The sequence below is a fragment of the Desulfovibrio subterraneus genome, assembly GCF_013340285.1.
Lineage (GTDB): Bacteria > Desulfobacterota > Desulfovibrionia > Desulfovibrionales > Desulfovibrionaceae > Halodesulfovibrio > Halodesulfovibrio subterraneus.
Window position 1 is genome coordinate 80,004 of record NZ_BLVO01000012.1, and the last position, 12,910, is coordinate 92,913.

Here is a 12,910-nt window from a genome sequence, read left to right on the forward strand (position 1 = left end):
TATCCGTGATTGGGGATAAGCCCATATCAACTTTTCTTGATGAAGAAATATCAAGCCAGTCGGAAATAGCGCAGGAGCACTGAGTATGACAACGGCACTTCCCCTTATCAAAGCCTTGGCGGACGAGACCCGTCTGCGGCTCATGCATGTGTTGAACAGGTTTGAGCTGAGCGTGAACGAGCTGGTTTCCATTCTGGAAATGGGCCAGTCGCGTGTGTCGCGCCATCTGAAAATCCTGACCGGAGCGGGGCTGCTCGATTCGCGCCGCGACGGGCTGTGGGTCTTCTATTCCGCACCGGAAGAAGGGCCGGGCCGCGAGTTCATAGACGCGCTCATTCCGTTCATCAACGCCGACCATACGCTGCAGGCCGATGCGGACATGGCGGCGAAAATCATTGAAGAACGCGCCCGAAAGACCAAACAATTCTTCAACTCCATTGCGGAGGACTGGGATCAGCTCAACCGCGATGTGATAGGCGACTTTGACCTGCCCGGAGCCATCATAGGCCACATGCCCCGCTGCAAGGTGGCGCTGGACCTTGGCTGCGGCACCGGCACGCTGCTTGAGCGCATGCTGGAAAAGGCGCTTTCCGTCATCGGGGTGGATGGTTCGCCCCGCATGCTGGAGCTTGCAAAGCGCCGCCTTGTGGAGGATGCGGACCGCGTATCCCTGCGCATAGGCGAGCTTGAGCACCTGCCCCTGCGTGATGGTGAGGCGGATTTTGCAGCCATAAACATGGTGCTGCACCACCTTTCGCACCCCGGCGAGGCCCTCAAGGAAATCCGGCGCGTGCTGCGTCCCGGCGGACTGCTGGCACTGGCGGATTTTGACAGGCACGATAACGAGAAAATGCGGTCCGAATACGGCGACCGCTGGCTCGGATTCGATATGACGACACTGGCGCTCAAGCTCACGGAAGCAGGGTTTTCGCTGAAATCCAGCAAGTCCCACCCCGTTGAGCGCGGGCTGTCCATTCACCTGATAGTGGCAGAAAATTCACAACAATAGATTTGGAGGCAACCACATGACTGACGCAACCCGCGCCATCCCGCTCGACCTGAGCCTGGAAAACAAGGTTCGTAATATTCAGGACGCCGACCTCGGCTACAAGGAAATGCAGCTTTCCGAGCTTGAAATGCCCGGTCTGATGGCGACCATTGAAAAGTATGGTCCCCAGAAGCCCCTCAAGGGCCTCAAGGTCATGGGCTCTCTGCATATGACCATCCAGACCGCCATGCTCATCAAGACCCTGTACGAACTGGGTGCGGATATCCGTTGGGCATCGTGCAACATTTTCTCCACGCAGGATCACGCTGCCGCCGCCATTGCCGATTCCGGCATGGCCAAGGTGTTCGCATGGAAGGGTGAAACCCTCGAAGAATACTGGTGGTGCACCGAGCAGGCCCTGACCTGGCCTGACGGTTCCGGCCCCGACCTTATCGTGGACGACGGTGGCGACGCCACCATGATGATCCACAAGGGCGTGGAAGTGGAAAAAGACCCCTCCATGCTGGAAAAGTCTTACGACAACAAGGAATTCAGCATATTCATGGACCGCCTTGCGCTGTCCCACAAGACCGATTCCACCAAGTGGACCCGCATTGCCGCCAAGGTGCAGGGCGTTTCCGAAGAAACCACCACCGGCGTGCATCGTCTCTACCACATGGAAAAGGAAGGCAAGCTGCTCTTCCCCGCCATCAACGTGAACGATTCCGTGACCAAGTCCAAGTTCGACAACCTCTACGGCTGCCGTGAATCCCTCGTGGACGGCATCAAGCGCGCCACCGACGTGATGGTAGCGGGCAAGAAGGTTGTTGTTCTGGGTTACGGCGACGTGGGCAAGGGCTGCGCCCAGTCCATGCGCGGCATGGGTGCCCGCGTGCTGATCACCGAAATTGACCCCATCTGCGCACTGCAGGCCGCCATGGAAGGCTATGAAGTAACCACCATGGACGATTGCGTTGGAGAAGCTGACATCTTTGTTACAGCCACCGGCAACTTCAATGTCATCACCGGCGCGCACATGGAAAAGATGAAGAACGAGGCCATTGTCTGCAACATCGGCCATTTCGACAACGAAATCGACATGGCGTACCTTGAGCGCAACCCCAAGTGCGCATGCCTGAACATCAAGCCGCAGGTGGACAAGTGGACGCTGGAATCCGGCCGTTCCATCATCGTGCTGGCAGAAGGCCGCCTTGTGAACCTTGGCTGCGCCACCGGCCACCCCTCCTTTGTTATGTCCAACTCCTTCACCAACCAGGCGCTGGCCCAGATCGAACTGGCCACCAACAAGGCTCTGGAAAAGAAGGTGTACACCCTGCCCAAGAAGCTGGACGAAGAAGTTGCCCGTCTGCACCTCGCCCGTCTCGGCGTGAAGCTGACCAAGCTGACCAAGGAACAGGCAGACTACCTCGACGTTTCCGTGGACGGCCCCTTCAAGCCCAACCACTACCGCTACTAATCCCTTTCGGGCTGCAAGGCCCGAAAGGATTGCCGGATACTATGAAAGCCGCCTCCATTACGGGGGCGGCTTTATTGCTTGGTTTTGCTCCCGCTTCGGGGTAGCCTTTGCACATATCCACTGAAAAGGGAGCAGAATAATGCCGGAAACTTCAATACCCATTCCGAAGAAAGTCGCTGATAAGCTGCATGCCTTGGCTAATGCCAATGGCTGTGACGTGTCCTCTCTGGTTGGCGAGGCGGTAACGCGGTTCCTTGCGGATGAAGAGGCGCGCTTGCAGACCCGCACGGGCAGCCGCGATGCCGCCATCTTCGGAGAAATGGGTATAGATGTGGATTAACCGCAGCTCCGGCAGCCCCTGCAGACCCGTCCGGTGTAGTTCCGTCCCGTCTAGTTCCTTACGGCAGCCCAGATAGTCGGCACAGTCGCGAGCCGCGCGCCAGCGGGCGAAGGTTGCCTGCATGCAATGAAAGTTAAAAGCCCCCGCGGGAATTCCGGCGGGGGCTTCTTTTTTGCAGAAAAATGCTGGGCTAGATCACGTAGTCGATGGCCTTGCGGGTGGCAACGATCTGCTTGATGAACTCAACGCACTTCATGTGCTCAGGGTGCACTGCGTATGCCTTCAGGCCCTCTTCGTCATTGTGGGTGGACTGCAGAATAACCTGAATGGGTTCTTCCGTGGTGGAGCCGAGGAAGGTGGTGGAAATTTCAATGCTGTCCAGAGAAGGGATTTTGCCTTCCAGGGCGCGGAGCATGGCTACCATCTTTTCGCAGTTTTCCGCAGCGGTTGCGCCTGCTGCCTCTTCCTTAAGCGACCACCATACAATATGCTTGATCATGGCGTTTCCCTTGTGTGGTTATACGGTGTGACGGGTACGGGCCTGTGCCTGTGCAGAAGGTATGCGGCATCTGCTGCTCCCGGTCAAGGGGGCATGGCGGGCAGCCTTGCGGACAATGCCGGTTGCTCAGGGGGGAGCGCATGGCGCTGTGTATGTGTGCATTTTGTCGCTAATCCGGCATCCCCGCGATATTGCGCGATTGTTCATATTGCCGTAAACCCAAATGGCTGCGGTAGGGGGTACCCGGCGGATTACTATCAGGGAGTGGAACATGGAGCCATTGGAGAAGCTGACGCTTCAGGCGGTGCTGGACAGAAGCGCAACCCATTTTGCGAATGATCCTGCCGTCTCGTATGTGGGCGGGGAGATCATAACCTACGGGGAATTTGCCGAAACGGTGGAATCCTTGAGCCGGTTGCTTGCGGAACAGGGCGTGGTACGCGGAGACAAGGTTGCCATTCTCAGCGAAAGCTGCCCGCACTGGTCCATGGCCTATTTCGCCATTACCGGTATGGGGGCTGTTGCCGTCCCGATTCTGCCGGATTTTCATCCCGACGCTATTCATCATATTTTGCGCCATTCCGAATCGAGCGTGGTGTTCGTGTCCGAGAGGCTCTACACCAAGCTTGAAGACGGCCAGTTTGACGAGCAGCCCCAGTGCATTCTCATGGAGACGTTTTCTCCCGTCGGGCTGGACGAAGGCAAGGACAGGCTCAAGGAACTGAAAAAAACCGGCATGCGCGAATTCCGTAAGTGGAAGGACAAGGCATGGCGCATGGCGGAGCGTTTTTCCGAACGCGTGAGCCACAAGTTGGGCGAAGAAAATCCCAGTGAGTTTTCTGAAGTGGTGGAAGGTCTGTTCGATGAAGAACGGTATGAGGTGAAGCCCGACGACGTGGCCGCCATCATCTATACATCCGGTACCACAGGCCATTCCAAGGGCGTGGTGCTCACGCACGGCAATATCGTTTCAAACGCCATCTCCGTGGTGGAAACCATTATCAAAGTTGCCCCCGGCGACAGGATGCTCTCCATTCTCCCGCTTTCGCACACCTATGAATGCACTCTCGGCATGGTGCTGCCGCTGGCTCACGGCGCGCACATCTACTACATGGACAAGCCGCCCACGGCCCGCGCGCTGCTGCCTGCTCTTGCGCAGGTGCGTCCCTCTATCATGCTCTCCGTGCCGCTGGTCATAGAAAAGATATTCAAGACGGCCATTCTGCCCAAGCTCACCGGCACATGGCTCAAACGCAATCTCTATCGCATTCCTGCCGTCCGTAAAAAGCTCAACGCCGTTGCAGGCAAGAAGCTGCTGGAAACCTTTGGCGGACGCCTGCGCATGTTCTGCATCGGCGGAGCGGCGCTGGCGCCCGACGTGGAGCTCTTTCTGCGCGAGGCGGGCTTTCCCTATGGCCTCGGTTACGGCCTGACGGAAACCAGCCCCCTGTGTGCTGGCGATGCACCGGGCAGGGCCAAGCTCTATTCCATAGGTAAGCCCCTGCACGGTGTGGAAATCCGCATTCTGGACAAGGACCCTGCCACCGGCGAAGGCGAGATTGCCGTGAAAGGCCCCAACGTGATGCGCGAGTATTACAAGGCTCCGGAAATTTCCAAGGCCACCTTCACGGAAGACGGCTGGTTCCGCACCGGCGATCTGGGCAAGCTGGACAGCGACGGCCACCTGTATATCAAGGGACGGCTCAAGAACGTGATCATCGGTCCCAGCGGGGAGAACATCTACCCCGAAGAAATCGAGGGCGTGATCATGCAGTCCGCATGGGTGCTTGAGAGCATCGTCTATCAGATGGACGGCAAGCTGGTTGCCCGCGTGCACATAGATTACGCCAAGACGGATGAAGAATTCGGCAGTCTGGCTGCGGCCAAGATGCAGGCCAAGATCAACGATGTGCTCGAATCCCTGCGGCAGCAGGTGAACAATAAGGTTTCCGCTTTCTCCAAACTGCACAAGATCATCGAGCAGACCGAGCCGTTTGAAAAAACGCCCACGCACAAGATCAAGCGCTATCTCTACGTGGACTAAGCGCAGTGTAAAATCTTGGACAATCAGGGCCGGTGAGGGATGCATCCCTTGCCGGCCCGTTTTCTGTTGGGTGGCCGGGGGGTAATTTGCGTATTTTATCTAGTGAAAATAGATGATTATGGACTGTGTGCGGTTGTGCAGAAATTTGAACCTGACCACCGGCACCGCTGCGCAAGAGCAGGAGAAGTGCAAAATCTTGTACGTTCCGGCAAAACGGCGTGATACGGTCTCGTTTGTATAACTATACGATATTTAAATAATAAATAGAATTGGTGTTGTGTTTCCGTGGGTTGGCACGTCAGTTGCTATAGTCTGGTTACCTTCTTTCTTTTCACAAATTTCCGGAACGGCTCAGGGTGGCACCTGAGCCGTTTCTGCGTTTCTGGGCCTGTGTATTTCTGCCTGCGTGTTACCGCCAAGGGGTGACCCATTGTCTGCATGATCCTTTGCACCATCATGTTCAAAGTCATCTGAGCAGGTCTGTGAACTGTCGCCTGTACCGGTATGTGAACCACCTCCTGCACAGGCGCTTCCGCATGACGCAGCAGGCCGTCCGATCCGTCAGGTCCGTCCGGTCACTCCCCCCCCCTCACTTCTGTTCGTATGCGGCGTTTTTCCCTTCACCGCGCGCTCGGCTACCGTTCACCGTTTGCCGACGGCAGTTTGCCGCTCACCGAAAATGCCTGTCACAAAGCGTGCGGCATGCATACTATGCTCCTCATGCAGCCATGTGGCGGTTTCTTCCTGCACGGTCGTTTTACTGGGATACAGCCGTGCATCCGTCATGCGCGCATGCGGCAGAATGCCGCGACATATGTTGGGCGGCGAGGCGTTCGGGCACGCCTCGCCATTTTTTACAAACAGCATCCTTCATTCACGAAGGGCACAGCACACCTGAACCGGAACTGTTGTGATGGCGGTGCGCCGGAGATCAGGCGGAGGAAAGAGGCAATGGATCAGAAACTGGCCAATCCGGCACCGCTGGGGTTGATGGGGTTCGGCATGACAACTGTTCTGCTGAATATCCACAACGCCGGATTTTTCCCCATAAGCTCGATGGTTCTGGCCATGGGGATATGTTATGGCGGCATCGCGCAGATTATTGCAGGCATCATGGAATTCAAAAAAGGCAATACCTTCGGGCTTACGGCCTTCACATCCTACGGGTTGTTCTGGCTGTCGCTGGTTGTCCTTATCGTACTCCCCAAGACAGGGCTGGCTGAAGCTACTCCCGTCGGCTACATGGGCTGGTATCTTGTCATGTGGGGCGTGTTCACCTTCTTCATGTTCCTTGGTACGCTCAGGAGCAACACCGTGCTCAAGTTCATCTTCTTTTCACTGACGGTGCTGTTCTTTCTGCTGGCCGCACGCGACTTCACCGGCAGCGAGGCCATAGGCACGCTGGCAGGGTGGGAAGGCATAGTGTGCGGTGCATCGGCGATATATCTCGCCATGGCGGACGTTCTGAACGAGGTGTACGGCAGAACCGTGCTGCCCATAGGCTAGTTTTCCATTGCCTAACCCCGTAGGTAATGGAGGGGCCGCTGCCGGAAGCATATCCGGCGGCGGCCCCTTTCTGTGTCGAAATATGGTGAGGTGCTGCCGCAAGCATGCGGCATGGCGAATGAACTGAGTTTATTCCGCGCAGGCAACGCACATGGCAGATTCTGGCATGGCAAGCAGGCGTGCCGTGGGAATGGCTGCCCCGCATTCGATACAGGTGCCGAAGTCGGGATTACCGCACTGGGCTAAAGCGTATTCAAGCCCTGCAAGGCGCGAGACAGCCTTGCCGAGCGCGGCCTTGTTCACGCTGTTGTTCACGATATTATCCATACGGGAAATGCGGCCTATGGCATCGTCGGGCGCAACGGGCTTGGTGATTTCCTTCAGGCGTTCAATCTCCGGCTTCAGGCGTTCTATTTCCTGCACTATTTTCCGGCGGATGGTGTCTCTTTCAACTTCCGTCATCTGGCATCCTGTATCTGTCTGGTATGGTTGCCCCGGGCAGGGCGTTTCAGCGGGAATCGTGGCGTGAATCCCTTCGGCGAAGCTATGTACCCTATAGCACATTGCCTGTTTCGCCAACCCGTTGCACACAGGTACCCTTGCAATTTCATGGTATACTGCTGCAGACGGCAGACGCGTATAATTTTTGTAATAAATGTAGGCAGAGATCTGAGAATGGTATAGACGTAGGATACTTTGTTCAAAATTTGGGAGGGAATATGCGTCGTTCAATACAGCACGTTTTTCAGGGCGAACCGCTGACAGAAGGGGCGGGTGTGCGCCTTCGCAGGGTGTTCGGTTATTATGAGGCCCCCATGTTCGATCCCTTTCTGCTGCTGGATGACTTCCGTTCCGATACGCCGGAGGACTTTGTGCAGGGTTTTCCGTGGCACCCGCACCGTGGCATAGAAACCATAACCTATGTGCTGCGCGGCGACGTGGAACACGGGGACAGCCTGGGCAATGCCGGTGTCATATCCTCTGGTGATGTGCAGTGGATGACGGCGGGAAGCGGCATCGTACACCAGGAAATGCCCAAGGGGGACGCACACGGCTCCATGCACGGCTTTCAGCTCTGGGCAAACCTGCCCGCCGCGCAGAAGATGATGGACCCCAGATACAGGGGGGTGACGGCTGCGGAGATTCCTACTGTGCAACTGCCGGACGGGGTTACCGCCAAGGTGATCGCCGGAACCCTGCAGGACGTGCGCAGCGAGGTGGGCAGTGTGAGCGGGCCGGTGCGGGATGTGGTTATTTCTCCGGAATATCTGGATGTATCTGTTCCGGCTGAAGTGGTATTCGAGCATCGCACCGTGCGGGGGCATACGACGTTTGTCTATGTGATCGGCGGCAGCGGTGAAGTGCTCGGCGGCGATACCGGAGCACCTTCTGTTGTGGTGCGAGATCGCATGCTCGTGCTGTTCGGCGACGGCGATTCCTTCATTGTGCGCGCCAGCGCGGAACCTTTGCGCTTTCTGCTGGTTTCCGGCGCGCCGCTGAACGAGCCTGTGGCATGGCGCGGCCCCATTGTCATGAATACGGATGATGAAATTCGTCTGGCTTTCGAGGAATACCGTAACGGAACCTTTGTGAAGGTGGGTAAGCCCTGAGTTGATGGCAGCCGCCAGCCTTGCCCGTGTCAGGTTTAAGCGGCAAAAAAGCCGCGCCGTGATGACGCGGCTTCACGTTGATGACAAGCTCTCGTTTTCAGTAAAACCGTATTGTCGTTAAGCCGGAACTGAGGTTCAAAAACGGATTTTCGTCGCTTATACGAGGTGCAGGAACGTTAGGTTCCTGCCCGGCGGAGCCAAAAAATACCAGAAAATACTTCGTCTTAAAAAAAGCCGCGTCGTGATGACGCGGCTTTTTCTGTTTGTGAGGCTGGCCTGTGCGGCTAGCTGCCGAGCAGGGCGCTGGCGAAGTCTGTGCCGTTGAACGGGCGCAGATCTTCCATCTTTTCGCCAAGGCCGATGTAGGAAATGGGAATGCCGAACTCCATGGCCACGGCAACAACAATGCCGCCCTTGGCGGTGCCGTCCAGCTTGGTGAGGATTATCTCGTCCAGCTTGCAGGCTTCGTTGAATATCTTGGTCTGCGACAGGGCATTCTGGCCGGTGGTTGCATCGATGGTCAGAATGGTGCGGTGCGGTGCGCCTTCATGCTTTTTGCCGAGCACATTGCGAATCTTCTGCAGCTCAGCCATGAGGTCCACCTTGGTCTGCAGGCGGCCTGCAGTGTCCACGAAGAGGATATCGTAGCCTTCCTTCACAGCCAGTTCCACGGCTTCATAGGCCACGGCGGCGGGGTCGGAGTTGGGTGCCTTGGCGTAGAATCCGGCACCCACGCGGGTGGCCCACACCTGCAGCTGCTCTATGGCTGCCGCGCGGAAGGTGTCGCCTGCGGCAATGAGCACCTTCTTGCCCTGCACCTGTGCGCGGTAGGCAAGCTTGGCAATGGTGGTGGTTTTGCCCACGCCGTTTACGCCGACCATGAGCACCACCTCAGGCAGGTTCACGGCCTTGATGCGCGGCGGCATCTTGAAGATGTCTTCCAGCTCTTCGCGCATGAGGGTTTTGAACTGTTCGGGATCGTCTGAGCCGGACTTGCGCACGCGTTCGCGCAGGCGGTTGACGAGCTTCATGGTGGGCTCAAAGCCCACGTCGGCCATGATGAGAATTTCTTCCAGCTCTTCCCAGAACTTTTCGTTGATGGTGCTGTGGGAAGAGAGCAGGCCGTCTATCTGCTTGGTGATCTGTTCCTTGGTTTTGGAAAGACCTTCGGAAAGCTTGAGGAACAGGCGCGAGCGTTCGTCTTCCTCGTCCTCCAGTTCCAGAGCCAGAGCAAGGCGGTACTGCAGTTCGGAGCGGAAGTCGTTGACGTATTCATACTCCATGCTGTCGAGCCAGCTGGCAAAGTTGCCGATGAACTTGTCGGCTTCGTCGGCAGGTGCATCAAGCGCGGAGAAGAAGAAACGCAGGCGTTCCCAGAGTGTGTCATCGGCTTTTTGCACGTCCTTGAGCACATGTTCCAGCCAGACGGAAAGGCGCGGTTCCGCGCTGCGCAGGGCAAGGGTGAGATCCCTCTGCCATTGAGGCTTGTCGGCATCGGCTGCGGGGCGCGCGGGCTGCGCTGCTGCAGGTTCGGGCGTTGCGGGGGCGTGCACCGGCTCCGCGTGAACGGGCTGTTCGGGGGGGACTGGCTGTTCGGCTTGTACGGACTGTGCCGGTTCTGCCTCGGGTTCTTCGGGAGCAACGGCCGGGCCGGCTGCATCCGGTTCGGAAGGCAGTTCAGAACCTTGTTCCGCAGCATGTTCCGGCTTACTCGCCGGAGTTTCCGTCAAAGGTGCTTCAGCCGGTTCTTCCGTACCGGACCAGAGACGCTTGATCTTGGAGAAAAAGCCCATAAGTGCTCCCGGGTATATGTGGCTGCCTGAGTGCAGCATGGTTTTGAAAAGGAAGGTGCGCGCGCCGAGTACGCAAGAACCCCGTTTTTCTTGCCCAGAACAGCAGCGGAGTCAAGTGTCGGAGGGGGGGCGCAAAGTGAACGGCGTGACCGGTAAAGTGTCCGGTAAAGCAGGATAGATGCAGAACTCAATACCTGCGGGGAGGGCGGGGAAAAAATACTATTCAAGTATTTAAGTCTATACGATAGTGTGCTATCAACCATCTCGGGGCTGGGTGGATGGAAATGGAATTCCCTCCGCGATTCTGAAGTTTCTTATCTGTACGGACGAACGATGCAGGAAAAACTCATTTCCAAACGCGCATACTCTCCGGTGAGTATTTTTAAGGGTAAATCCATTTCGCGCGATCTGACAGTCAGTCTCATGGTCATGATTCTGCTTGTCGTTGCAACGACCCTTTCCTGGCAATACATGCGAAATTCGCAGGAAATGCTGCATGAAGTCGAAGGAAAGGCCGATGAATACATTACCCGCCTGTCCGACATCCTTTCTGTTCCCATCTGGAACTTTGATACCCGTACCATAGATCAGATAGGCACCGTGTTCGCGCAGTATGATCTGGTGAACGAGGTGCGCATTCTCGACCCGCTGGGCAAGGTGCTCTTTTCCACGGTAAAGCGTGATGATCCCGACGCACGTGTTTTTCGCGAGCGCGATGTCATGTACGAAGGCGAGATTATCGGCCATGCCACCGTGGTGCTTTCCCTTGCCGAATACAAGCGCGATCTGGGCCGTCTGGTCACCACAAACCTGCTGGCGCTCGGCGGTGTGCTCACCGTTATCCTTGTGGCAACGGGTATTCTGCTGCGCATTTATCTGCGCCGCCCGCTCGAAGTGCTGCTGGAAGGGGTCAATCAGGTTGCCAAGGGTGACTTCGGCTTCGATTTCAGCGTGATACAGAACGCTGAACTGGGCATGATTGCGGAAAACTTTTCGGTCATGGCCAAGGAAGTGGCGGCCCGTGAAAAACAGCTGGTGGAGATAAACCGCCAGTTGCAGGGGCAGATTCGTGAGCGCGAACGTGCGGAAGCTGCGCTGCGCCTGAGCGAAGAACGCTACTCCCTTGTTGTTACGGCGACCAACGACGGTATCTGGGACTGGGATCTCAATACCGACGAAGTCTATTTTTCTCCCCGCTGGAAGGCCATTATCGGCTATCAGGACAGCGAGATTCCCAACGATCTTGATGAGTGGCAGGGACGCATGCATCCCGCCGATCTGGACAGGGTGCTGCGTGCGCACGAGGACTATCTGGCCGGAGTGACGGAACAGTTTGAGGTGGAATACCGTCTGCGTCACAAAGACGGTGAATATCGCTGGGTTCTGGGACGCGGTATCTGCGTGCGCGACGATTCCGGCGACCCCTACCGCATGGCGGGGGCGCACACCGATATTACACAGCGCAAGCTTGCCGAACGCGAGCTGTGGGAAACCAAGAACACGCTGGACAACATCCTCAACTCCATGCCCTCCATCATTGTGAGTGTGGACAAGGATGCACGCATCACCCAGTGGAACAAGACTGCCGAGGAGGCAACGGGCATTCTGGCAGCAGAAGCCTATTCCCGTCCCTTCACCGAGGTGTTGCCCGGCTACAAGATGCTGCTTTCCCACATCAAGGAATCCATTGCCACGGGTACAAACATCTCCATGGAGAAAGAGCCTGTCACCGAAGGCGAGCGGACCCGTTACTTCGACATCATCATCTACCCCGTGGTCACGCGGGGCGAATTCTCCGCAGTTGTCCGTCTGGACGACGTGACTGACCGTTTCCGCATCGAGGAAATGATGGTGCAGACGGAGAAAATGCTTTCCGTCGGCGGGCTTGCCGCAGGCATGGCACACGAAATCAACAACCCGTTGGGCGGTATTCTGCAGGGCGCCCAGAACATCCGCCGCCGCGTGTCACTCGATTTTCCGGCCAACCACAAGGCGGCCGAAGAAGCGGGCTGCAGCATGGAGAGTGTCCGCACGTATCTTGAAAATCGCGGCATTATCCGCTTCCTTGACGGCATTCACGAATCAGGCAGACGCGCTGCGAATATCGTGAGCAACATGCTGGAATTCAGCCGCCGCAGCGAGGCCCGCAGAACGTCTGTGAATCTCGGTGAGCTGGTGGACAAGACCATAGAGCTTGCCGCCAACGACTATGATCTGAAAAAGAAATATGACTTCCGCCACATTGATATCGTGCGGAATTACGACCCTGCCCTGCCGCAGGTGCTCTGTTCGCCGCAGGAAATAGAGCAGGTGCTGCTCAACCTGCTCAAAAACGCGGCGCAGGCCATGCCCGAACGGGGAGAGCGCGAAGACCCGCCGCAGATTATTGTATCCACCAGTTATGACAGAGGGCGCGCCCGTATCGACGTGGCGGACAACGGTCCCGGCATGGATGAAGAAACCCGTAAGCGCGTATTTGAGCCTTTCTTCACCACCAAGGCGGTGGGCGAAGGCACGGGCCTCGGGCTTTCCGTTTCCTACTTCATCATCACCACCAATCATGACGGGCAGTTCACAGTGGATGCAGAGGTGGGAAGGGGAACTACCTTCACCATTCTGTTGCCACTGGAAGGAAAGTGAGTTTGTCGCAGAT

At 56.9% G+C, this 12,910-nt stretch carries 11 protein-coding genes; 7 read left to right on the forward strand and 4 right to left on the reverse strand.

The window, feature by feature from the left end:
- Positions 1-85 precede the first annotated feature (85 nt).
- The 3 genes from HUV30_RS04365 to HUV30_RS04375 all read left to right on the forward strand — a co-directional run bounded on the left by HUV30_RS04365 (position 86) and on the right by HUV30_RS04375 (position 2,805).
- On the forward strand, positions 86-1,009 hold the full coding sequence (locus HUV30_RS04365) for an ArsR/SmtB family transcription factor (RefSeq protein ID WP_174404211.1): 924 nt from the start codon (positions 86-88) through the stop codon (positions 1,007-1,009).
- 16 nt (positions 1,010-1,025) lie between these two features.
- Positions 1,026-2,465, forward strand: coding sequence for an adenosylhomocysteinase (ahcY, locus tag HUV30_RS04370; protein WP_174404212.1), 1,440 nt, complete (start codon positions 1,026-1,028; stop codon positions 2,463-2,465).
- A gap of 139 nt (positions 2,466-2,604) precedes the next feature.
- Complete coding sequence (locus tag HUV30_RS04375; RefSeq protein ID WP_174404213.1) at positions 2,605-2,805, forward strand: ribbon-helix-helix domain-containing protein; 201 nt, start codon at positions 2,605-2,607, stop codon at positions 2,803-2,805.
- Between the two features lie 190 nt (positions 2,806-2,995).
- On the opposite strand, the gene HUV30_RS04380 is transcribed toward HUV30_RS04375, so the two are convergent.
- The gene (locus HUV30_RS04380; RefSeq protein ID WP_174404214.1) at positions 2,996-3,304 is read right to left on the reverse strand and encodes a Dabb family protein; all 309 of its coding nucleotides are present in this window, start codon (positions 3,302-3,304) and stop codon (positions 2,996-2,998) included.
- 271 nt (positions 3,305-3,575) lie between these two features.
- On the opposite strand from HUV30_RS04380, the gene HUV30_RS04385 reads away from it, so the two are divergent.
- Positions 3,576-5,348: an AMP-binding protein gene (locus HUV30_RS04385; protein WP_174404215.1), complete on the forward strand. Its 1,773-nt coding sequence runs from the start codon at positions 3,576-3,578 to the stop codon at positions 5,346-5,348.
- A gap of 642 nt (positions 5,349-5,990) precedes the next feature.
- On the opposite strand, the gene HUV30_RS04390 is transcribed toward HUV30_RS04385, so the two are convergent.
- A complete protein-coding gene (locus tag HUV30_RS04390; RefSeq protein ID WP_174404216.1) occupies positions 5,991-6,215 on the reverse strand; it encodes a hypothetical protein in 225 nt (74 codons plus the stop codon).
- A gap of 84 nt (positions 6,216-6,299) precedes the next feature.
- On the opposite strand from HUV30_RS04390, the gene HUV30_RS04395 reads away from it, so the two are divergent.
- Positions 6,300-6,854, forward strand: a complete 555-nt coding sequence (locus HUV30_RS04395; RefSeq protein ID WP_174404217.1) for an acetate uptake transporter — start codon at positions 6,300-6,302, stop codon at positions 6,852-6,854.
- Positions 6,855-6,983: 129 nt separating this feature from the next.
- Here HUV30_RS04395 and HUV30_RS04400 read toward each other — a convergent pair whose 3' ends face one another.
- Positions 6,984-7,316, reverse strand: coding sequence for a TraR/DksA family transcriptional regulator (locus HUV30_RS04400; protein WP_174404218.1), 333 nt, complete (start codon positions 7,314-7,316; stop codon positions 6,984-6,986).
- 257 nt (positions 7,317-7,573) lie between these two features.
- Here HUV30_RS04400 and HUV30_RS04405 point away from each other — a divergent pair, with 257 nt between their 5' ends.
- Complete coding sequence (locus HUV30_RS04405) at positions 7,574-8,464, forward strand: pirin family protein (protein ID WP_174404219.1); 891 nt, start codon at positions 7,574-7,576, stop codon at positions 8,462-8,464.
- A 284-nt stretch (positions 8,465-8,748) separates the two neighbouring features.
- On the opposite strand, the gene ftsY is transcribed toward HUV30_RS04405, so the two are convergent.
- Positions 8,749-10,257 (reverse strand): signal recognition particle-docking protein FtsY, encoded by a 1,509-nt coding sequence (gene ftsY / locus HUV30_RS04410; protein ID WP_174404220.1) that lies wholly within the window; start codon positions 10,255-10,257, stop codon positions 8,749-8,751.
- A gap of 333 nt (positions 10,258-10,590) precedes the next feature.
- Here ftsY and HUV30_RS04415 point away from each other — a divergent pair, with 333 nt between their 5' ends.
- Positions 10,591-12,897 carry a PAS domain-containing sensor histidine kinase gene (locus HUV30_RS04415; RefSeq protein WP_174404221.1) on the forward strand — a complete coding sequence of 769 codons (2,307 nt, stop codon included), beginning with the start codon at positions 10,591-10,593 and terminating at the stop codon, positions 12,895-12,897.
- Positions 12,898-12,910 lie beyond the last annotated feature (13 nt).